Annotated in this window: 17 protein-coding genes; 9 read left to right on the top strand and 8 right to left on the bottom strand. The window is 60.6% G+C overall.

All coding sequences use genetic code 11. The annotated features are described in order from the left end of the window. Window positions 1-25 precede the first annotated feature (25 nt). The gene (locus tag HMPREF3138_RS01265; protein ID WP_038878655.1) at window positions 26-934 is read left to right on the top strand and encodes a LysR family transcriptional regulator; all 909 of its coding nucleotides are present in this window, start codon (window positions 26-28) and stop codon (window positions 932-934) included. Window positions 935-961: 27 nt separating this feature from the next. Here the strand turns inward: HMPREF3138_RS01265 and HMPREF3138_RS01260 are convergent, their stop codons facing one another. Next, entirely contained in the window at window positions 962-1,885 is a 924-nt protein-coding gene (locus HMPREF3138_RS01260; RefSeq protein ID WP_038878659.1) for a LysR family transcriptional regulator, read from the bottom strand. Window positions 1,886-2,018: 133 nt separating this feature from the next. On the opposite strand from HMPREF3138_RS01260, the gene lysA reads away from it, so the two are divergent. After that, complete coding sequence (gene lysA / locus HMPREF3138_RS01255) at window positions 2,019-3,281, top strand: diaminopimelate decarboxylase (RefSeq protein ID WP_038878662.1); 1,263 nt, start codon at window positions 2,019-2,021, stop codon at window positions 3,279-3,281. Between the two features lie 27 nt (window positions 3,282-3,308). Here the strand turns inward: lysA and HMPREF3138_RS01250 are convergent, their stop codons facing one another. The 3 genes from HMPREF3138_RS01250 to galR all read right to left on the bottom strand — a co-directional run bounded on the left by HMPREF3138_RS01250 (window position 3,309) and on the right by galR (window position 5,140). Next, window positions 3,309-3,611, bottom strand: a complete 303-nt coding sequence (locus HMPREF3138_RS01250) for a helix-turn-helix domain-containing protein (protein WP_038878665.1) — start codon at window positions 3,609-3,611, stop codon at window positions 3,309-3,311. Window positions 3,612-3,616: 5 nt separating this feature from the next. Beyond that, the gene (locus tag HMPREF3138_RS01245; protein ID WP_038878669.1) at window positions 3,617-3,961 is read right to left on the bottom strand and encodes a type II toxin-antitoxin system RelE/ParE family toxin; all 345 of its coding nucleotides are present in this window, start codon (window positions 3,959-3,961) and stop codon (window positions 3,617-3,619) included. Between the two features lie 159 nt (window positions 3,962-4,120). Then, the gene (gene galR / locus HMPREF3138_RS01240) at window positions 4,121-5,140 is read right to left on the bottom strand and encodes an HTH-type transcriptional regulator GalR (protein WP_038878671.1); all 1,020 of its coding nucleotides are present in this window, start codon (window positions 5,138-5,140) and stop codon (window positions 4,121-4,123) included. Between the two features lie 220 nt (window positions 5,141-5,360). Here galR and HMPREF3138_RS01235 point away from each other — a divergent pair, with 220 nt between their 5' ends. The 3 genes from HMPREF3138_RS01235 to lplT all read left to right on the top strand — a co-directional run bounded on the left by HMPREF3138_RS01235 (window position 5,361) and on the right by lplT (window position 11,305). Continuing rightward, window positions 5,361-7,619 carry a molybdopterin guanine dinucleotide-containing S/N-oxide reductase gene (locus HMPREF3138_RS01235; protein WP_038878674.1) on the top strand — a complete coding sequence of 753 codons (2,259 nt, stop codon included), beginning with the start codon at window positions 5,361-5,363 and terminating at the stop codon, window positions 7,617-7,619. Between the two features lie 348 nt (window positions 7,620-7,967). After that, entirely contained in the window at window positions 7,968-10,121 is a 2,154-nt protein-coding gene (aas, locus tag HMPREF3138_RS01225; protein ID WP_038878681.1) for a bifunctional acyl-ACP--phospholipid O-acyltransferase/long-chain-fatty-acid--ACP ligase, read from the top strand. Continuing rightward, window positions 10,121-11,305, top strand: coding sequence for a lysophospholipid transporter LplT (gene lplT, locus HMPREF3138_RS01220; RefSeq protein ID WP_038878684.1), 1,185 nt, complete (start codon window positions 10,121-10,123; stop codon window positions 11,303-11,305). Before aas ends, lplT begins: the two co-directional genes overlap by 1 nt. 35 nt (window positions 11,306-11,340) lie before the next feature. Here the strand turns inward: lplT and HMPREF3138_RS01215 are convergent, their stop codons facing one another. The 4 genes from HMPREF3138_RS01215 to mutH all read right to left on the bottom strand — a co-directional run bounded on the left by HMPREF3138_RS01215 (window position 11,341) and on the right by mutH (window position 14,465). Beyond that, the gene (locus tag HMPREF3138_RS01215) at window positions 11,341-12,381 is read right to left on the bottom strand and encodes an NADP(H)-dependent aldo-keto reductase (protein ID WP_038878687.1); all 1,041 of its coding nucleotides are present in this window, start codon (window positions 12,379-12,381) and stop codon (window positions 11,341-11,343) included. A gap of 206 nt (window positions 12,382-12,587) precedes the next feature. Then, entirely contained in the window at window positions 12,588-12,806 is a 219-nt protein-coding gene (locus HMPREF3138_RS01210) for a YgdI/YgdR family lipoprotein (RefSeq protein ID WP_038878690.1), read from the bottom strand. A gap of 155 nt (window positions 12,807-12,961) precedes the next feature. Then, window positions 12,962-13,678 (bottom strand): TerC family protein, encoded by a 717-nt coding sequence (locus tag HMPREF3138_RS01205; protein ID WP_038878693.1) that lies wholly within the window; start codon window positions 13,676-13,678, stop codon window positions 12,962-12,964. A gap of 100 nt (window positions 13,679-13,778) precedes the next feature. Next, window positions 13,779-14,465 carry a DNA mismatch repair endonuclease MutH gene (gene mutH, locus HMPREF3138_RS01200; RefSeq protein ID WP_038878695.1) on the bottom strand — a complete coding sequence of 229 codons (687 nt, stop codon included), beginning with the start codon at window positions 14,463-14,465 and terminating at the stop codon, window positions 13,779-13,781. A 696-nt stretch (window positions 14,466-15,161) separates the two neighbouring features. Between mutH and rppH the strand changes: the two genes are divergently transcribed. The 4 genes from rppH to thyA all read left to right on the top strand — a co-directional run bounded on the left by rppH (window position 15,162) and on the right by thyA (window position 19,845). Beyond that, a complete protein-coding gene (gene rppH / locus HMPREF3138_RS01195) occupies window positions 15,162-15,689 on the top strand; it encodes an RNA pyrophosphohydrolase (protein WP_004931849.1) in 528 nt (175 codons plus the stop codon). A gap of 12 nt (window positions 15,690-15,701) precedes the next feature. Beyond that, complete coding sequence (gene ptsP, locus HMPREF3138_RS01190) at window positions 15,702-17,948, top strand: phosphoenolpyruvate--protein phosphotransferase (RefSeq protein ID WP_038878700.1); 2,247 nt, start codon at window positions 15,702-15,704, stop codon at window positions 17,946-17,948. A 222-nt stretch (window positions 17,949-18,170) separates the two neighbouring features. After that, on the top strand, window positions 18,171-19,043 hold the full coding sequence (lgt, locus tag HMPREF3138_RS01185; RefSeq protein WP_015378920.1) for a prolipoprotein diacylglyceryl transferase: 873 nt from the start codon (window positions 18,171-18,173) through the stop codon (window positions 19,041-19,043). A 7-nt stretch (window positions 19,044-19,050) separates the two neighbouring features. Next, the gene (thyA, locus tag HMPREF3138_RS01180; protein ID WP_016929918.1) at window positions 19,051-19,845 is read left to right on the top strand and encodes a thymidylate synthase; all 795 of its coding nucleotides are present in this window, start codon (window positions 19,051-19,053) and stop codon (window positions 19,843-19,845) included. Window positions 19,846-19,986: the final 141 nt, after the last annotated feature.

Below are 19,986 nucleotides of genomic sequence, written 5' to 3'. Positions count from 1 at the left end.
ATTCGTTGCATAAATCGGACTAATCATGGATCGCATTACCGCCGCTGAGGTTTTTGTCACCATCGTCGATCGCGGCAGCATGATCGCCGCCGCGGAAACGCTGGAGATGTCGCGCGCGATGGTGACGCGCTACCTGGCGCAGATGGAGCAATGGGCCGGGGCGCGTTTACTGCACCGCACTACCCGTAAGCTTAGTCTGACCGACGCCGGGGAGCGTACTCTGGAACGCTGCCGGCAAATGCTGGCGCTGGCGGGGGAGATCGACCTGGTGGAGGAAGGGCAGAGCGATGAGCTGCGCGGCCTGCTGCGCATCACCTGTTCGCAGTCGCTCGGGCAAACGGCGCTGGTGGGGGCCGTCGCTCAGTATCTGAAGCGTCACCCGCAGGTGGCGGTCGATCTGCAGATGAACAACCGGGCGGTGAACCTGGTGGAAGAGCGCATCGATCTGGCGCTGCGTATCACCAACGAGCTGGATCCCAACCTGATCGCCCGCCCGCTGTCCACCTGCGCATCGGTGGTGTGCGCTGCGCCGGCATATCTGGCGGCGCACGGCACCCCGCGTCAACCGCAGGATCTGGCGTTGCACAACTGCCTGACCTACTCCTATTTCGGCAAAAGCCTGTGGCACTTCGATGTTCAGGGCGTGAAATCGGCGGTAGCGGTCAGCGGCAACCTGAGTGCCAACGAGTCGGTGGTGCTGATGGCCGGCACGGTGCAGGGGGCGGGCATTTCCATGCAGCCCTATTATTCGGCGGCGCCGCTGCTGGCCAGCGGCGAACTGGTCGAACTGTTGCCGGATTACCGGCCGCAGTCGATGGGCATCTACGGCATCTATACCTCACGCCGCCAGATGCCCGCCACCTTGCGCACCATGCTGGACTTTTTGGTGGAGTGGTTCGCCACCGATCCGCAGTGGCAGGCCACGCTGCGCTGATGCTTCGGCAATATTCCCGCGCCGCTTTCAGCGCCTGACGGCGGCGGCCAGCCGGGCGGCAAAGGCGGCGGCCTGCTGATGAAGGTGGTCGATAAAGGCGGTGACCAGCGCCGATGAAGGGCGGTGCAGCGGCCGGATCAGGCTGACGGTGAACGGCACGTCGACGCTGAACGGCCGCACGTGCACACCGTTACCGGCATAGTCGAGCGCCGTCAGCGGGTTGACGATCGACACCCCCACGCCCGCCCTCACCATGGCACACACCGACGCTGCGCTGTGCGTTTCCATCACCATGCGGCGCTCGACGCGCTGTTCGCCGAACAACGCATCCAGCAGGTGGCGATAGCTGTCGGTGCTCGACAGGCTGATAAAGTTATGCCCGGCGAAGTCCTGCGGCGTCAGCCGATCTTTCACCAGCAGCGGGTGGCCCGTCGGCAGCACGCAGACTTCGTTCAACGTCATCAACGTCACCCGCTCGGTGCCCGCCGGCGTCAGGGTGGTTTCCGTCAGCCCGAGATCGTGACGCTGGGCAGACAGCCACTCTTCCAGCAGCGGCGACTCTTGCGGGATGACGCTGAAGCTGACTTCCGGGTAACGTTCGATAAAGGGCCGACACACCGCCGGCAGCAGCGATTGGGAAAATACCGGCAGGCACACGATCGACAGCTGCGCCTGCTGAAACTGGCGAATGCCGGCGGCGGCGTTGACGATGCGATCGAGGCCGTAATAGGAGCGCTGCACCTCTTCGAACAACCGTAGGCCCTGCACCGTGGGGGACAAGCGACCGCGCACCCGGTCGAACAGCTGCAGCCGGATCAGCTTCTCAAAGCGCGCCAGCTCGCGGCTGACGGTCGGTTGCGAGGTTTGCAGCAGGGCCGCCGCCTCGGTCAGGTTGCCGGTGGTCATTACCGCCCGAAAGATTTCGATCTGCCGCAAAGAGATGCTGTGCATGGCGAGGCCGCTCGGTTAAGGGGAAAGCCATATCATAAATGAATAGACTACGGCTAAATAGATATTTTCCACCCAATTCAGCGTGCGGCACTATGGCGTTATCTGCCGTCATTTTCGAATTGGGAATATCGCCATGCCACGCCCGTTGCACGACACCTCCACCGCGTTGAACGCCGCTAACCTGTTGGCCTTGCCGCAGCGTTTCGGCTGCCCGGTCTGGGCCTATGATGCGGACATCATCAGCCAGCGCATCGCTCAGCTGCGCCATTTCGATACTGTCCGTTTCGCACAGAAGGCCTGTTCGAACATTCATATTTTGCGCTTGATGCGCGAGCAGGGCGTGAAGGTGGATTCGGTGTCGCTGGGCGAGATCGAGCGGGCGCTGCGGGCCGGTTTTCAGCCGGGCGGCGAACCGAGCGAGATCGTGTTTACCGCGGACGTGTTGGATCACGCTACGCTGGCGCGCGTCAGCGAATTGAAGATCCCGGTCAACGCGGGTTCCATCGACATGCTGGATCAGCTCGGCCAGGTTTCCGCAGGGCACCCGGTGTGGCTGCGCATTAACCCGGGATTTGGCCACGGCCATAGCCAGAAAACCAACACCGGCGGCGAGAACAGCAAGCACGGTATCTGGTATGCCGACCTGCCGCAGGCGGTGGAGAAGATCCGCCGCTACGACCTGAAGTTGATCGGCGTGCACATGCACATCGGTTCCGGCGTCGATTACCAGCATCTGGAACGGGTCTGCGATGCGATGGTGCAGCAGGTGATCGATCTCGGTCATGACATCAGCGCCATTTCCGCCGGCGGCGGCCTGTCTATCCCGTACCAGTACGGCGAAGAGGCGATCGATACCGAACACTATTTCGGTTTGTGGAACCGGGCGCGTGAACGCATCGCCGCGCATCTGGGGCATCCGGTGCAGCTGGAGATCGAACCGGGGCGTTTCCTGATGGCGGAAGCGGGCGTCTTGGTGGCCGAGGTGCGGGCGGTAAAGGACATGGGCAGCCGTCACTTCGTGCTGGTGGACGCCGGTTTTAACGATCTGATGCGCCCGGCAATGTACGGCAGCTATCACCATATTTCGCTGTTGCCGGCCGATGGGCGCGATACCTCGGGGCAACCGCTGCGCGAAACGGTGATCGCCGGGCCACTGTGCGAATCCGGCGACGTGTTCACCCAGCAGGCGGGCGGCGGCGTGGAAACCCGCGAACTGCCGCCGGCCCAGATCGGCGATTATCTGGTGTTCCACGACACCGGCGCCTACGGCGCATCGATGTCCTCCAACTACAACAGCCGTCCGCTGTTGCCTGAAGTGCTGTTCGAAAACGGTGAGCCGCGCCTGATCCGCCGCCGCCAAACCATCGAAGAACTGATCGCGCTGGAGATTATCTGATAAGCGGGCGGGCGTGCTGCGCCCGCTTTACAGCGTCATGCGGCGGTGCTGGCCATTGGGCAATTGCACATCCAGCGACAGCGTGCCACCCATCGCCTCGATATAGCGTTTGAGCGATGACAGTTTGATTTCGCTGCCGCGCTTTTCCAAATTGGCGACGGAGGGTTGGCTGATGCCGAGCCGCTTCGCCAATTCAACCTGAGAGACCGCCAGCTCTTCCCTCAGCATCGCCAGCCGCAGCTCGAAAATTTCCTTGTCCGCTTTTTGCCTGGCAGTGGCAACGACGGCGGGATCGAGCTTGTCGATCAGTTGGGATAAAGGTTTGGCCATCTGCACTACCTCCGGGTTGCCAGATAATGTGAAAACTCCATGGCGGCGATGGGCAACATGCGCTGGTAAAAGCGTTGGTCGCCGGTTTTATCGCCGCCGCACAGCAATACCGCTTGCCGCTGTGGGTCAAAGGCGAAAAATACCCTGAAAGGGCGCCCGCGATGTTGAATGCGCAGCTCCTTCAACTGCCGGACCGCGTCGGAAAAATGCAGCGTATCGGCATGCGGCCGTGCCAATTGCGGGCCGAACGTCTGTAATTTGAAGATCGCCGCCAGGATGCTTGTTTGCTGGGCGTTGTTCAGCGCTAAAAACCAGTCGTCGAACCGTTCGACGGTCACCACTTGCCACATGATGCGCTCCGAATATAGCGTTTGTGCTATATAGTGTAAAGATTATTGTGCCAACAATATGCACGAACGCTGGGAGCGGAAAAAATCCAAAAGTGGGAAATGCGGCGGGCTGCGCAATCTGAGCGCATGGGTGACGGCTCACCCATGCGGCGGCGCGAATTACGGCTGTTCGTGCGCGTTGTTGAGGGTGGCGACCGAGTGGCGGCGCACCAGCGTCGGGCTGAACATGTTGGTGATTTCCGGCAGCGGTTGGCGATTGGCCAAGGCCAGGGCCAGTTCCGCCGCCTGGGTTGCCATCGCCACGATCGGGTAGCGAATGGTGGTCAGGCGCGGCCGCAGATAGCGTGAAATCAGCACGTCGTCGAAACCGATCAGCGAAATGTGTCCCGGCACGTCGACGCTGTTGTCGCTCAGCACCGAAAGTGCGCCGGCGGCCATCGGATCGTTGTAGCAGGTAACGGCGGAGAACGAACGGCCGCGGCCGAGCAATTCAGTCATCGCCTGTTCGCCGCCGATCTCGTCCGGCTCGCCGTAGGCGATCAGCTTTTCATCCACGGCAATGCCGTGCTCCTGCAGCGCGTCGAGATAGCCCTGCAGGCGATCGGTGGCGTCGGAAATCTGGTGGGTGGAGCAGATGATGGCGATGCGCTGATGCCCTTGCTGGATCAGATGACGGGTCGCCAGCCAGGCGCCGTAGCGATCGTCGAGCGCCACGCAGCGCGTTTCAAAACCCGGCAGCGTGCGGTTGATCAGCACCATGCCCGGGATCTGTTGCATCCAGCCGCAAAGTTCCCGATCGCTCAGTCTCTTGGCGTGCACCACCAGCGCCTCGCAGCGGTGCCGCACCAGCTGTTCAATCGCCTGACGCTCTTTTTCGGCGTCGTGGTAACCGTTGCCAATCAGCAGAAAATTGTGGGTGGCGTAGGCCACCTGCTCGACCGCTTTGACCATCGCGCCGAAGAAGGGATCGGAAACGTCGGAGACGATCAGGCCCAGCGTCTCGGTGGATTGCTGCGCCAGCGCCCGAGCGTTGGCGTTAGGGTGATACTGCAGCTGTTCCATGGCGGCCAGCACCGCGGTGCGCGACCCTTCGCTGGCCTTGGGGGAATTATTTATCACGCGGGATACCGTGGCCACGGAAACACCCGCCAGCCTGGCAACATCCTTTATCGTAGCCATATCAGTCAACACATCCTGGGTAATCGCTTACATCCCTCAGTTTTGCGGAAAAAAACCGGGGCTGCAAGCGGTCTCGTGCGCAACTTGTGGCGGCCGTTGCAGAATCTCTTCGCGTCTGCGCGCATAACCGTCGGCTGCCGAACGATAGCGCAATTTGTACGTTGGCTCTGGCGGCGGGCTGAGGTAACGTCTGTGCATTCCGATTTGCGCCGAGAACGCCATGTCCATTAAACGCTATCCGCAGCTCGCCCATTGGGGCGCTTATACCGCCGTGGTTGAAGACGGCCGGCTTATCCACTGTGAACCCTTCGCCGACGATCCCGATCCTTCGCCGCTGCTCGATTCCATCGTCCCGATGGTTTACTCCGACAAACGTATCCGCAAGCCGGCGGTGCGCCGTTCGTGGCTGCAAAAGCGCGAGGGCAGCGACCGTACGCTGCGCGGCAGGGAAGACTTCGTCGAGGTGGACTGGGAGCTGGCGCTCGATTTGGTGGCGCAGGAGAACCGCCGGGTGCGCGATCGCTACGGTGCCTCCGGGCTGTTTACCGGCTCTTATGGCTGGTCATCGGCCGGGCGCTTGCATCATGCGCGTTCGCTGGTGCGACGGTTCTATTTCAGCGGCGGCGGCGGGGTCGATCAGCAGGGCAACTACAGCTGGGGCGCGGCGCAGTTTTTCCTGCCGTATGTGATCGGCACTTTCTCGCCGTTGACCGGGCGCGTCACAAGTTGGCCGAGCGTGGTGGAGCATTGCGAGCTGTTTGTGGCGTTTGGCGGGCTGGCGCTGAAAAACGCCCAGGTCTCTTCCGGCGGCGCGGCGGAGCATGCGCTCAAGCCTTGGCTGCAAAAGCTGGCGCAGAAGGGCACGCCGGTTGTCAACATCAGCCCGATGCGTGACGACTGCCCCGGGTTCGTCAACGCGGAGTGGATCCCGATCCGGCCGAATACCGACGTGGCGCTGATGCTGGCGCTGGCTTACGAAATCCAGCAGCTGGGCGCGCAGGATGAAGCCTTCCTGCACAGCCACTGCGTAGGCTATCAACAGCTGGCGGATTACCTGAACGGCGTGAGCGACGGCGTGGCGAAAACGCCGGCCTGGGCCAGCGCCATTACCGGCATTCCCGCGGCGCGCATCGCGCGGCTGGCGCGGCAGCTGATCGGCGTGCGCAGTTTTATCACCTGTTCCTACTCCGTGCAGCGCGCGCACCGCGGCGAGCAACCGTATTGGATGATGATCGCGCTGTCGGCGATGCTGGGCCAGGTGGGGCTGCCGGGCGGCGGCTTTTCCTTCGGTCATGGCTCGATGAACGGCGTCGGCAACCCGCGCGTGGACACCCCCGCGCCGACCATGCCGGTAGGGGATAACCCGGCCGGGCTGGCGATCCCGGTGGCGCGCATCTGCGACATGCTGCTGCATCCCGGCGAAGCCTATCAATTTTGCGGCGAGACGCGCCAGTACCCGGATGTTCACCTGGTGCACTGGGCCGGCGGCAACCCGTTCCATCATCATCAGCAGCTGAACCGGCTGGTGGAAGGCTGGCAGAAGCCGGATACGGTGATCGTACAAGATATCTGGTGGACGGCGGCGGCCAAAATGGCGGATATCGTGTTGCCGGTCACCAGTTCGCTGGAGCGCAACGACATCGGCGGCTCCTCGCGCGATCGCTACGTGCTGGCGATGCATCAGGCGATTGCGCCGCAGCATCAGGCGCGCAACGATTTTGATATCTTCGCCGATCTGGCGGAGCGCCTGGGCTATCGCGAACGCTTTACCGAAAACCGCGACGAGCGGGCCTGGATCGAAGAGATTTATCGGCAATGCGGCGCGGCGCAGCAGCGTGCCGGCGTCGCCTGGCCCGAGTTTGAGGATTTTTGGCGCCGGGGCTATGTCGAGCTGCCCGCGCCGGCCAAGGAGTTCGTCTTTTTTGACGCGTTCCGCGCCGATCCGCAGGCTAATCCGCTGCAGACGCCCAGCGGCAAGATCGAACTGTTCAGCGAGCGGATCGCCGGTTATCGCTACGAAGATTTCGCGCCGCATCCGCAGTGGCGGCCGCCGGTGGAGTGGCTGGGCGCGCCGCAGACCGAAACCTGGCCGCTGCATCTGATCTCCATCCAACCGAGCGATCGTCTGCACAGCCAGATGGATCCGGCGCCGCTGGCGCAGGGCAATAAGACCGCCGGGCGCGAAACCCTGTATATGCATCCCGAAGACGCGGCGCAGCGCGGCGTGGCAGAGGGTAGCGAAGTGCTGGTCAGCAATGCGCGCGGCAGCTGCCTGGCGGGGGCGACCCTCACTGACGGCGTGACGCGTGGCGTGGTGTTGATGGCGACCGGCGCCTGGTTCGAGCCGGGTTACGACGCGCAGCGCCGGCCGGTCGAACAGGCGGGCAACCCGAACGTGCTGACGCTGGATATCGGCACCTCGCCGCTGACGCAGGGGCCGAACGCCATGAGCTGTCTGGTGGAGGTCAGCGCGCGATGAATGACGATTTCACGTCGGGATAACCGGCTCGCCGTCGTTGTTATATTTATTTTTTCGCCGCTGCGGGAAGGTTTAAGTTTCATTGAGTTATTACAGCAGATCGCGGGAAATTTACAGCTGGTTGCATTTGGAGCAGAACTCTTGCGATTCGCCGGTAGTTTCCTGCTCGCCATCTCTCTAGAGTAGGTAATCCCAGAGGTATTGATTGGTGAGAAATCAGCATACTCTGTATGTTGAAGCCATTTTCAATTGCACCAACCTACGCGGATGCGTAGGTTTTTTTTTGCCTGCCATATAGTATTCTTTTTCCTACAACGATTTACACCTCCATGGCCAAGGGAGAAGGGCATGATTTTTTCACTGCTGCGCGCGCTGTTTCGCCTGCTGTTTCGGGTTCGGGTCGAAGGGGATGTTCAGCACTTCGAGCGGCAAAAACTGCTGATTACGCCGAACCACGTCTCTTTCCTCGACGGCGTGCTGCTGGCGCTGTTCCTGCCGATTAAACCGGTGTTTGCGGTTTACGCCAGCATCGGCGAGAGCTGGTTTATGCGCTGGCTGCGGCCCTACATCGATTTCGTTTCGCTCGATCCCACCAAGCCGATGGCCATCAAACAGCTGGTGCGGATGGTCGAGCAGGGGCGGCCGATCGTGGTGTTCCCTGAAGGGCGCATCACCGTGACCGGCGCGCTGATGAAAATCTACGACGGCGCGGCGTTTATCGCCGCCAAATCGGGTGCCACGGTAGTGCCGGTGCGGATCGACGGCCCCGAATTCAGCCCGTTCGGCCGCATGGCCGGGGTATTCAAGATCCGCTGGTTCCCGCGAATCAGCATCCGCATCTTGCCGCCGACCACGCTGCCGATGCCGGAAGCGCCGCGCGCGCGTGAACGCCGGGCGCTGGCGGGCGATCGGCTGATGCAGATCATGATGCTGGCGCGGATGGATACGCGTGAACCGCAGACGCTGTTCCATGCTTTGCTGGCGGCGCAGCACCGCTACGGGCGCCGCAAGCCCTGTATCGAAGACATTGCTTTCAAAGAAGACAGTTATCAGACGTTGATCAAGAAATCGCTGGGTGTCAGCCGCATTCTGCAGCGCTTTACCGCCGAAGGGGAACACGTTGGGCTGCTGTTGCCGAACGCCACCATCACCGCGGCGGCGATCTTTGGCGCTTCGCTGCGTAACCGCATCCCGGCGATGCTCAACTACACCGCCGGCGCCAACGGCCTGAACAGCGCGATGCTCGCCGCCGGCATCAAGACCATCGTCACCTCGCGCCAGTTTCTGGAAAAGGGCAAGCTGACCCACCTGCCGGAGCAGGTGCCGCAGGCTAACTGGGTGTATCTGGAAGATCTGAAGGATACCGTCACGCTGGCGGACAAGCTGTGGATTTTGCGGCATTTGCTGCAGCCGCAGCGCGCGGCGTTGCCGCAACGCCCGGAAGACGCGGCGCTGATCCTGTTCACTTCCGGTTCCGAAGGCCACCCCAAGGGCGTGGTGCATTCCCACGCCAGCCTGCTGGCCAACGTAGAACAAATTCGCACCATCGCCGACTTCACGCCGCGCGACCGCTTCATGTCGTCGCTGCCGCTGTTCCACTCGTTCGGCCTGACGGTGGGGCTACTCACGCCGCTGATCACCGGCAGCCGCATTTTCCTCTACCCCAGCCCGCTGCACTATCGCGTGGTGCCGGAGCTGGTGTATGACCGCAACTGTACGGTGCTGTTCGGCACGGCGACCTTCCTCAACAACTATGCGCGCTTCGCGCATCCGTATGATTTCGCCCGCCTGCGCTATGTGGTGGCCGGCGCGGAGAAACTGGCGGACAGCACCAAACAGATCTACCAGGATAAATACGGCATTCGCATTCTGGAAGGCTATGGCGTGACCGAGTGTGCGCCGGTGGTCTCCATTAACGTGCCACTGGCGACGAAAGTAGGCACCGTTGGCCGCATCATGCCGCAGATGGAGGCGCGCCTGATCGCGGTGCCAGGCATCGATAACGGCGGCCGCCTGCAGCTGAAGGGGCCGAATATCATGAAAGGCTATTTGCGGGTTGAGCGCCCCGGCGAGCTGGAGCCGCCGGCGGCGGAAGATGCGAACGGCGTGCTGCAGCCGGGCTGGTACGACACCGGCGATATCGTCAGCCTGGATGAGCAGGGTTACTGCACCATTCGCGGCCGCGTGAAGCGCTTCGCCAAGCTGGCGGGGGAGATGGTGTCGCTCGAGAGCGTCGAATTGCTGGCGCAGCGGCTGTCGCCGGAAAAACTGCATGCCGCCACCGTCAAAAGCGACAGCAGCAAAGGCGAGGCGCTGGTGCTGTTCACCACCGATCCCGCCATTACCCGCGAGGCATTGCTGCGGGTGGCGCGCGAGCTGGGCAGCCCGGAGCTGGCGGTGCCGCGCGATATTCGCCTGTTGAAAACGCTGCCTGTGCTCGGCAGCGGCAAACCCGATTTCGTCACCCTGCGTCATATGGCCGAACAGCCGGAGAGTGCCTGATGAATCCTTCGACCGAATCCCCTTTGTTGTCACGCGGTATGATCGCCGTCATCAGCGCGCAGTTTCTCTCGGCGTTCGGCGACAATGCGTTGCTGTTCGCCACGCTGGCGTTGATCAAGCAGCAGCTGTATCCGGACTGGAGCCAGCCGATCCTGCAGATGGCCTTTGTCGCCACCTACATCATTCTGGCGCCGTTTGTCGGCCAGGTGGCCGACAGCTTCGCCAAAGGGCGGGTGATGATGTTCGCCAACGCCCTGAAGCTGGCGGGGGCGTTGGTGATCTGCTTTGGGTTCAACCCGTTTCTCGGTTACAGCCTGGTCGGCGTGGGGGCCGCCGCGTATTCGCCGGCCAAATACGGCATTCTGGGCGAGATCACCAGCGGTGAGAAGCTGGTCAAGGCTAACGGCCTGATGGAGGCCTCGACCATCGCCGCCATTCTGACCGGGTCGGTGGCCGGCGGTATTCTGGCGGACTGGCATGTGGTCGCGGCGCTGGCGGCCTGCGCCTTGGTTTACGCGGGAGCGGTGGTCGCCAACCTGTATATTCCGCGTCTGGCGGCGGCGCGCCCGGGGGCCTCCTGGCGCCCGCGGGCTATGACGAACAGCTTCTTTACCGCCTGCGTCACGTTATGGCGCGATGGGCAGACGCGTTTCTCCTTGATCGGCACCAGCCTGTTCTGGGGGGCCGGCGTGACGTTGCGTTTTCTGCTGGTGCTGTGGGTGCCGCTGGCGCTCGGCATCGCCGATAACGCCACGCCGACGCTGCTGAACGCCATGGTGGCCGTCGGTATCGTGGTGGGGGCCGGCGCTGCCGCGCGCTTCGTCACGCTGAAGACGGTAAAACGCTGCATGCCGGCCGGGATCCTGATCGGCGTCGCGGTCGCGGTGTTCGCGCTGCAAACCACCATGCTCAATGCCTATGTCTTGTTGGCGATCATCGGCATGCTGGGGGGCTTCTTCGTGGTGCCGCTCAATGCGTTGCTGCAGGAGCGGGGCAAGCATTCGGTCGGTGCCGGCAATGCGATCGCGGTGCAAAACCTGGGTGAAAACGCCGCCATGTTGCTGATGCTGGCGCTGTATTCGCTGGTGGTGAAGCTGGGCGTGCCGGTGGTGGGGGTCGGCGTAGGGTTTGGCGTGGTGTTTGCGCTGGCGATTAGCGTGCTGTGGTGGTCGCAGCGGCGGTAAAAAACGGGGCGCAGCCTGGCTGCGCCCCGGCTGTATTAAGGCGCCGGAATGGTAAACCGGGTATGGATTTCTTCAAGCGCCTGCAGCACGTCCTCATCCAATACCACATCGAGGCTGTCGATATTGATTTTCAACTGCTCCACCGTAGTGGCGCCCAGCAGGGTGCTGGCGACGAACGGCTGCTGACGCACGAAGGCCAAGGCCATCTGCGAAGGATCCAGCCCGTGTTTTTTGGCCAGCGCCACGTACTCGGCGATCGCCAGCTGGGTTTGCTGCCCTGAATAACGGTTGAAGCGGGTGAACAGCGTATTGCGCGCACCGGCCGGTTTAGCGCCGTTGAGGTATTTGCCGCTCAGAGTACCGAACGCCAGGCTGGAATAGGCCAGCAGTTCTACCCCTTCGTGCTGGCTGATCTCGGCCAGGCCAATCTCAAAGCTGCGGTTCAGCAGGCTGTAAGGGTTTTGAATCGACACGATGCGCGGCAGCTCGTGTTTCTCCGCCAGCTGCAGGTAGCGCATCACGCCCCAGGGCGTTTCATTGGAAACACCGATATAGCGAATCTTGCCGGCGCGCACCTGCTCGGTCAGCGCCTCCAGCGTTTCCAACAGCGTAACCGTAGCTTTGTCATCGGTGTATTGATAGTTGAGTTTGCCAAAGCAGTTGGTGGCGCGCTGCGGCCAGTGCAATTGATAAAGATCGAGATAATCGGTGTTCAGCCGCTTGAGGCTGGCGTCCAAAGCGGCGCGGATGTTTTTGCGATCGAGCGCCTGCTGCGGGCGGATGCTGCTGTCGGTGCCGCGCACCGGGCCCGAGACTTTGCTGGCCAGGACGATTTTTTCACGATTGCCGCGCGCCTTGAGCCAGCTGCCGATATAGCTCTCGGTCAGGCCCTGGGTTTCCGGGCGGGGCGGCACCGGGTACAGTTCGGCGGTGTCTATCAGGTTCACGCCTGCGGCCAATGCATAGTCCAGTTGCGCATGGGCGTCGGCTTCGCTGTTCTGTTCGCCAAAGGTCATGGTGCCCAGTCCCAGCACGCTCACTTCTAAAGAACTGTGGGGAATACGGTGGTATTGCATTAACGGCCTTCCTTTCTTGTTAGCGCTGACGGGCCGCGCGGCCCGGTGAAACAGGAGCCCAATGTCAGAAGACGGCGCAAAGTCCGTCGGGCGGCGATGTCGCCTTTCCTGACTATAACCAAGCGGTGAAGATGGGGGAAGCGGATTCCGTGCGGACACGAATGAGGGCTACCGTGCTCGCGCGGGCGATAGCCGGCGGGTGGTGATTAGCGTTCGATAACCTGGGAAACCTGATCGCCGTTAATCTGGCGGTGGTTGCCTTTCTCGTCTTTATAGCTGATGAGGCCAGTGTCTTTGTCGATCTCTGGCTTGCCTTGCGTCAGGATCATGTTGCCGTCTTTGGTCGCCATCACGTAGTCGCTGGAACATCCCGCCAGGCCGGCCACCATCACCAGCGCCGACACTGCCATTACCCACTTTTTCATCCTGCGGATCCTCAATTATGCAGAAAAGGTTGTTATTTCAAGATTAGCAAACTCTCGGCGAAGGGCGTCTCAGATAAGTCTTTATCTGATAAGAAAAAGTGAAATGAGAGGTCAACGAAGCGATGGAAGCCGCCGATGGCGGCTTCCGGGTAGGGTTATTCCGGCGAGCGGTTTTTCTTGCTGCGCATCAGATTGAGCGCTTCTACCGACATCGAGAAGAACATGGCGAAGTAGATGTAGCCTTTCGGCACGTGCACCTGGAAACTTTCCAGCATCAGCGTGAAGCCCACCAGGATCAGGAACGCCAGCGCCAGCATTTTCACCGACGGATGGCGATTGACGAACTCACCGATCGGCCGGGCGGCGAACATCATCACACCGACGGCGATCACTACTGCCGCCATCATGATGAACAGATGGTCGGAAAGGCCCACGGCGGTAATCACCGAGTCCAGACTGAAGATAATATCGAGCAGCATGATCTGCACGATCGCGCCGAAGAAGCTGTGCACCTTGGTGTGGTGCTCTTCTTCCGTGCCCTCGATGGTTTCGTGGATCTCTTTGCTGGCTTTCCAGATCAGGAACAGCCCCCCCAGAAGCAGGATCAGATCGCGGGCGGAAACGGCGTGATCCAGCACGGTAAACAGCGGGTGCGTCAAGCGGATCACCCAGGCGATAGAGGCCAACAGCGCCAGGCGCATAATCATGGCGGCGGCCAGACCGAGCCGGCGAGCTTTGTTCTGTTGCGCTTTGGGCAGCTTGGCCACCACCAGCGACAGAAAAATGATGTTATCAATACCCAGTACGATCTCAAGAATGGTTAGCGTACCTAACGCTAACCAGGCATTGGGATCCATAATCCATTCGAACATTGCCCGACACACCTTAATACTTAATAAATGCAAAACGTGAATTATACGCGTTTATCGTGGCGCTGACAGGGTTAGCTAAACCAGAGTTAAACGAAATTGCTTAGATTGAGAAATGTCTTGCCAGCAGCGCGCCGGTAAAACTCTTTTTCAGGTAGAAACCGCGCGGCAGCGTCATGATAGGTTGCCCCTGTTCGCCGATGGCTTCGGTGAGCGCCTTGCTGTTGGCGGCTTTGGGGCGCAGCTGCAACACTTCGCCGTGGCGCGCGGTGATGCGCTCTACGTGGCCGAGTACGATCAGATCCATCAACTCTTCCCAATCGCGGCGTAGACTCTCTTCTTCTGCGGCGCTCGGGCTCCACAGCAGCGGCGAGCCGACGCGGCGTTCGGCCAGCGGGATCTGCCGTTCGCCTTCTACCGGTATCCACAAGACGCGCGCCAACTTGTGGCGAACGTGGCTGCTGGCCCAGGTGACGCCGCTGTTACCGGTAAGCGGGGCGACGCAGACAAAAGTGGTTTCCAGCGGTTTGCCGGCGGCGTCGACAGGAATGGTTTTCAGCTCGATGCCCAGTTCGGGAAAGTCCTGCTCCGGTTTGCTGCCGGCCATGGCGCCGAGGTACAGCTCCAGCAGCATGCCCACCCAGCCCTTATCGCGCTTCAGATCCTTGGGGATCGGCAGCTGCGCGCGGGCGGCCAGCTCGCCAAAGCTGGCGCCGGCCAGCGCCTGAGCACGCTCGAACAGCTGCCGTTCATTTTCCGGCGGGGGCGGCAAAGGGGATAAAAACGCCATAAATCAAGCCTGTCGAATTTGGTTGAAAAACGTACTGCAATTATGCACGACGAACAATAACCATCATCGCCTGGGGAAAAGAATAATAGTAGCATGATTTTACATGACTTTTTTCATTTCCTTGCGGGGTAGGCAATGCACTGGCGGGGCTTGTTCACCTGAAGCCACCGACAATAAACAGGATCTTACACCTATTTATCCACAGATTTATGGGATAACCCAAATTTTTACCGATCACTGGTTCAATTTACAGCCTTGACTCGGGCAGTTTTTTACGAATTTGTCCGTTTTGTGCGTAACTTGCTCGGATAATCTGTGGATAAAAACGGCGTTGGTGGATCTTTCGCCAGGGTAAGATCCTTACCGTGCATAGATCACATTTTTACCCTGTACATAATGATGGGACATTAATTAAATATATATTTTTAAAGTAAATATGTGTTTTAGGGGGCAGTGGGGGATTTTGGGGTTTAAGAGTTGTACCGGCTTATCCCTCGAGTTCTGCACACACCTATCCACAGAAAAAGTGAATAAAACCGGCCAGATAGGCTGGGGTATGTTTATAACTTTGCCTATATCTGTGAGTTATCCCAATGTTATCCGGCCCGCAGCGCCGTAAAGCAGTGGTTTACCGCCTGTAGCTTGTGTGAAACAATCAGGACATCTATGCGAATTTAAGCTTATCGAGGTAGTCCGGTGATCGATGATGATGGCTACCGCCCGAATGTTGGTATCGTAATCTGTAATCGTCAGGGGCAGGTCTTATGGGCCCGCCGTTACGGTCAGCACTCCTGGCAGTTTCCCCAAGGTGGGATTAACCCTGGCGAAACTGCGGAGCAGGCGATGTACCGTGAGCTGTTCGAAGAAGTGGGGCTGAGTAAAAAGGATGTGCGCATCCTGGCTTCGACCCGCAACTGGTTGCGCTATAAATTGCCGAAACGTTTGGTGCGTTGGGACACAAAGCCGGTTTGTATCGGCCAAAAGCAAAAATGGTTTTTGTTGCAGCTACTGTGCAATGACGCTGATATCAATATGCAGCGCAGCAGCACGCCGGAGTTCGACGGTTGGCGCTGGGTGAGCTTCTGGTATCCGGTGCGCCAGGTGGTGTCGTTCAAACGCGACGTCTACCGCCGGGTGATGAAAGAATTCGCCGTGACCGTGATGCCGATGCAAGAGCAGGCGGCACCGCGGCAGGCCCCCGCTTATCGCCGAAAGAGAGGTTAAGTTAAGCCGACTATGCTCACGCGCTTGCGAGAAATTGTAGAGAAGGTGGCCGCGGCGGCCAGTCTGACGGATGCGCTGGATCTGCTGGTCAATGAAACCTGTCTGGCGATGGACACCGAAGTGTGTTCCATCTACCTGGCGGACAACGATCGCCGCTGTTACTACCTGATGGCCACGCGCGGGCTGAAAAAGCCGCGCGGGCGCACTATCGCATTGGCGTTTGACGAGGGCGTCGTCGGGTTGGTCGGCCGCCGGGCCGAGCCTATCAACCTGGCCGATGCCCAAAGCCACCCCAGTTTCAAATACGTTCCGCAGGTGAAAGAGGATCGCTTCCGATCCTTCCTCGGGGTGCCGATCATTCATCGGCGCCAGCTGCTGGGCGTGCTGGTGGTGCAGCAGCGCGAGCTGCGCCAGTTCGACGAAAGCGAAGAGTCTTTCATGGTCACCCTGGCCACGCAGATGGCCGGGATCCTGTCACAGTCGCAGCTCAACGCCATTTTCGGCCAGTATCGCCAAACGCGCGTGCGCGCGCTGGCGGCTTCGCCCGGCGTGGCGGTGGCGGAAGGGTGGCAGGACAGCAGCCAGCCTTCGCTCGATCAGGTTTACCGCGCGTCGACGCTGGACACCGCCAGCGAGCGCGAGCGCCTGACGCTGGCGCTGGAAGAGGCCGGCGCGGAGTTTCGCCGTTTCAGCAAGCGTTTTGCCGCCAGTTCGCAAAAAGAGAGCGCGGCGATCTTCGATCTTTATTCTCACCTGTTAAACGACGCCCGTCTCAAGCGTGAACTGTTCGCCGAAATCGACAACGGTTCGGTGGCGGAGTGGGCGGTGAAACAGGTGATAGAAACCTTTGCCGAGCAGTTCGCCAAACTGCAGGACACCTACATGCGCGAGCGCGGCAGCGACCTGCGCGCGCTGGGCCAGCGCCTGCTGTTCCACCTCGACGACACCACCCAGGGCGCCACCCAGTGGCCGGCGCGTTTTGTGCTGGTGGCGGATGAACTGACTGCGACATTGCTGGCCGAAGTGCCGCAGGATCGCCTGGTCGGCGTGGTAGTACGCGACGGTGCCGCCAACTCGCATGCGGCGATTTTGGTGCGGGCGATGGGGGTGCCGACGGTGATGGGCGCCGACATCCAGCCTTCTCTGCTCAGCCAGCGGCTGCTGATCGTCGACGGCTATCGCGGTGAACTGCTGGTCGATCCTGAGCCGGTACTGGTGCAGGAATATCAACGGCTGATCAGCGAAGAGCTGGAGCTGAGCAAGCTGGCGGAAGACGACGTCGAGCAGCCGGCGCAGTTGAAAAGCGGCGAGCGCATTCAGGTGATGCTGAATGCTGGCCTCAGCCCGGAACATGAACAGCTGTTGGGCGGCCGGGTGGATGGTGTGGGGCTATACCGCACCGAAATCCCGTTCATGTTGCAAAGCGGCTTCCCTTCCGAAGAAGAGCAGGTCGCACAGTACCAGGGCATGCTGCAGCTTTACCCGAGCAAGCCGGTCACGCTGCGCACCCTGGACATCGGCGCCGACAAGCAGCTGCCCTATATGCCGATCAGCGAAGAGAACCCTTGCCTGGGCTGGCGCGGCATCCGCATTACCCTGGATCAGCCGGAGATCTTTTTGATTCAGGTGCGCGCGATGCTGCGTGCCAACGCCGGCACCGGCAACCTGGGCATTCTGCTGCCGATGGTCACCAGCCTGGAAGAGGTCGACGAGGCTAAACGCCTGATTGACCGCGCCGGGCGCGAGGTGGAAGAAGTGCTCGGCTACGCGATCCCGAAACCGAAAATCGGCGTGATGCTGGAAGTGCCGTCGATGATTTTCCTGATCCCGCATCTGGCCGGGCGCGTTGATTTCATCTCGGTCGGCACTAACGACTTGACGCAGTACCTGCTGGCAGTGGATCGCAACAACACCCGGGTCGCCTCGTTGTACGACAGTTTGCACCCCGCGATGTTGCAGGTGCTGAGATTGATCGCCGAGCAGGGGAAAGCAGCCGGGTTGCAGCTTAGCCTCTGCGGTGAACTGGCCGGCGATCCCATGGGCGCGCTGTTGCTGGTGGGTATGGGCTATCGTAATCTGAGCATGAACGGCCGCAGCGTGGCGCGCATCAAATACCTGCTGCGGCATATCGACCTGGCCGACGCCGAAGTGCTGGCGCAGCGGGTGTTGAACACCCAGATGACCACCGAAGTGCGCCATCTGGTGGCGGCGTTTATGGAGCGGCGCGGCATGGGCGGGCTGATCCGCGGGGGCCGATAGCCGCCGCGCGGTGTGATTTTTTTACAGAACTTTTCCCGCCCTGCCGGACCGGACCGCGCTAAGCCTATGTTATGATGCGCAACCTCAGCGCGGCGCATGCTCGTCGCCTTGCACACCACAGCGGCTAACGCTGCCGTTTGCAAGGCGCGGGATAATCTTCGTCGCCGCTTGGCACCTGCCGCCCCCGCATGGGGAAAAATAACAGACATGTTGTGGTGATAGATGAGCAATAGCTATCTGGCGTTTCCTAAATTTGATCCGGTCATTTTCTCCATTGGCCCGGTTTCTTTGCATTGGTACGGCCTGATGTACCTGGTCGGCTTCGTTTTTGCCATGTGGCTGGCGGTGCGCCGTGCCAACAAGCCGGGCAGCGGCTGGACCAAAGACGAAGTTGAAAACCTGCTCTATGCTGGTTTCCTGGGCGTATTCGTCGGCGGCCGCGTAGGCTATGTGCTGTTCTACAACTTGCCGCTGTTCCTGGATAACCCGCTCTATCTGTTCAAGGTCTGGGATGGCGGCATGTCGTTCCACGGCGGCTTGATGGGGGTTATTCTGGTGATGTTCTGGTTCGCTCGCCGCACCAAACGCACCTTCTTCCAGGTTTCCGATTTTATCGCGCCACTGATCCCGTTCGGCCTGGGGGCCGGCCGCCTCGGCAACTTCATCAACGGTGAACTGTGGGGCCGCGTGACCACCGATACCCCTTGGGCGATGCTGTTCCCAAGCTCGCGCAGCGAAGACGTGGCCCTCGCCGCCGCCGATCCTTCTCTGCTGCCGCTGCTGAACCAGTACGGCGTACTGCCGCGCCACCCGTCGCAGCTGTATGAACTGCTGCTGGAAGGCGTGGTGCTGTTTATCATTCTGAACCTGTTTATTCGCAAGCCGCGGCCGATGGGCGCCGTATCGGGCCTGTTCCTGATCGGTTATGGCGCATTCCGCATCATCGTTGAGGCGTTCCGCCAGCCGGATGCCCAGCTTGGCCTGTTCGACGGCGTGATCAGCATGGGGCAGATCCTGTCCATCCCGATGGTGGTGGCCGGTGTTATTATGATGATTTGGGCGTACCGTCGTCGCCCGCAGCAACAACTGTCGTGAGGGACAAATGAAACAGTATCTGGATTTGATGAACAAGGTGCTCGCCGAGGGCACCCCTAAAGCCGACCGTACCGGCACTGGCACGTTGTCGATTTTCGGCCACCAGATGCGTTTCAACTTGCAGGAAGGTTTCCCGTTGGTGACCACCAAGAAATGTCATCTGCGTTCGATCATTCATGAGCTGTTATGGTTCCTGAACGGCGATACCAACATCGCCTACCTGCGTGACAACAAGGTCACCATTTGGGACGAGTGGGCCGATGAAAACGGCGATCTCGGCCCGGTGTACGGCAAACAGTGGCGCGCCTGGGGCGCAGCGGACGGCCGTCAGATCGATCAACTGAGCAACGTGCTCCAACAGCTGAAGCAGGATCCGGATTCGCGCCGCATCATCGTTTCCGCCTGGAACGTCGGCGAGCTGGATCAGATGGCGTTGGCGCCGTGCCACGCGTTCTTCCAGTTCTACGTAGCGGACGGCAAGCTCTCTTGCCAGCTGTACCAGCGTTCCTGCGACGTCTTCCTCGGCCTGCCGTTCAACATCGCCAGCTACGCGCTGTTGGTGCACATGATGGCGCAGCAGTGCGATCTGGAAGTGGGCGATTTCGTCTGGACCGGCGGCGATACCCACCTGTACAGCAACCACATGGAACAGACTCAGCTGCAGCTGACGCGTGAACCGCGTCCGTTGCCGAAACTGGTGATCAAACGCAAGCCGGCTTCGCTGTTCGATTACCGTTTCGAAGACTTCGAGATCGAAGGTTACGATCCGCATCCGGCCATCAAGGCGCCGGTCGCGATCTGACCTTAACCGCATCACATCAGGGGCGCAGCGATGAACTGCGCCCCTTTTTTTATCCGCATTGCGCACCGCGCCGCATTTTTTTGTCGCCGCCTGCCGTCGTAGAGGAAACATTGCGCAGCTTGCCGCAGCGCTTGCGCATGC

Origin of the sequence: Serratia sp. HMSC15F11 (genome assembly GCF_001808215.1) — a bacterium.
Lineage (GTDB): Bacteria > Pseudomonadota > Gammaproteobacteria > Enterobacterales > Enterobacteriaceae > Serratia > Serratia nevei.
This window is presented reverse-complemented; position numbering and strand designations above follow the sequence as displayed.